The following is a 1,028-nucleotide window of genomic DNA, read 5'->3' on the forward strand; positions in this document are numbered from 1 at the left end:
TTAGTGGCCATCGAAGCCCTGCGCCTCACGGCCGAGGAGAAGCTCCCTTACAAACTCGTGGTGAATTTTGCGGTGTGCGAGGAAGGAGGGCTGCGGGGAGCCCGGGCCGCGGCGTACCGGATTGCTCCAAAACTCGCGTTGGCCTTGGAAGGAACGATCGGGGCGGATGTTCCGGGAGTGCCGGAGGCCAAGCAGCCCGTGCGGCTGGGTCAAGGCCCGGCCATCACCCTTGCCGACCGCTCCATCACCGTGAACCCTAAGCTTGTGCAGTTTTTGGAACGCGTGGCCGAAGAGGAGAAGATCCCGTACCAGTACAAGCTTCCTGCCTATGGCTCCACCGACGCCGGCTCCATCCACCTTGAGCGGGGCGGAACCTTGGCCGGGGTGGTATCCGTGCCCTGCCGCTACATCCACTCCCCGGTCTCCACCCTCCTTCTTTCGGACTTGGAAGCCACGATCAAACTCGTGGTGGGGTTCTTGCAGAGGGCAGGAGAGCTCCTATGAAGCGCGTGCATCTTTTTGTGTCCGGCCGGGTACAGGGCGTGTTCTTCCGCGCCCACACCCGAGATCTGGCTCAGAAGCTAGGCCTAACCGGGTTTGTCCGGAACCTTCCCGATGGCCGAGTGGAGGTGGTGGCCGAAGGGCCGGAGGAGAAACTCCAGGAGCTCATCAACTTCTGTCACCACGGCCCGCCTCTGGCTCACGTGACCGGGGTGGAAATCCACTGGGAGGAACCGACCGGCGAGTTCCGTGGCTTTTCCGTGCGCTAGCGTTTCAGGTTCATCCCTCTGCTGGCGCGCGCAGAATCGCGATCTAGGCCGCGTTTTCCTCGGAATTGGACGCGCCCGGGGCATCAAGCCCGGCCATTCAAATTTTTCGAAGATCAGACCCGGTGTACCAGAAGGTGCCGCGGCCGACCTTTCTTAGCCTCAATGCCCGGCCGGACTTATAGAACAAGCGCTCACAAGGAGTGGACTATGCCACTCACTTTTTTCACCGTGTCGCTTGGCGGCGCACGGGTTTGTTCA

At 61.7% G+C, this 1,028-nt stretch carries 2 protein-coding genes; both read left to right on the plus strand.

From position 1 onward, the window contains the following. A partial coding sequence (locus H5T45_07660; GenBank protein MBC7129573.1) for a M20/M25/M40 family metallo-hydrolase occupies positions 1–504 on the plus strand: 504 nt, incomplete at its 5' end. Continuing rightward, a complete protein-coding gene (locus H5T45_07665; protein ID MBC7129574.1) occupies positions 501–770 on the plus strand; it encodes an acylphosphatase in 270 nt (89 codons plus the stop codon). The genes H5T45_07660 and H5T45_07665, both read left to right, overlap by 4 nt. Positions 771–1,028 lie beyond the last annotated feature (258 nt).

Source organism: Thermoplasmatales archaeon (assembly GCA_014361245.1).
Lineage (GTDB): Archaea > Thermoplasmatota > E2 > UBA202 > JdFR-43 > JACIWB01.

Excerpts from the sequence above, each read along its gene's own strand:
- H5T45_07665 (MBC7129574.1), top strand. The coding sequence starts at position 501 with ATGAAGCGCGTGCATCTTTTTGTGTCCGGCCGGGTACAGGGCGTGTTC.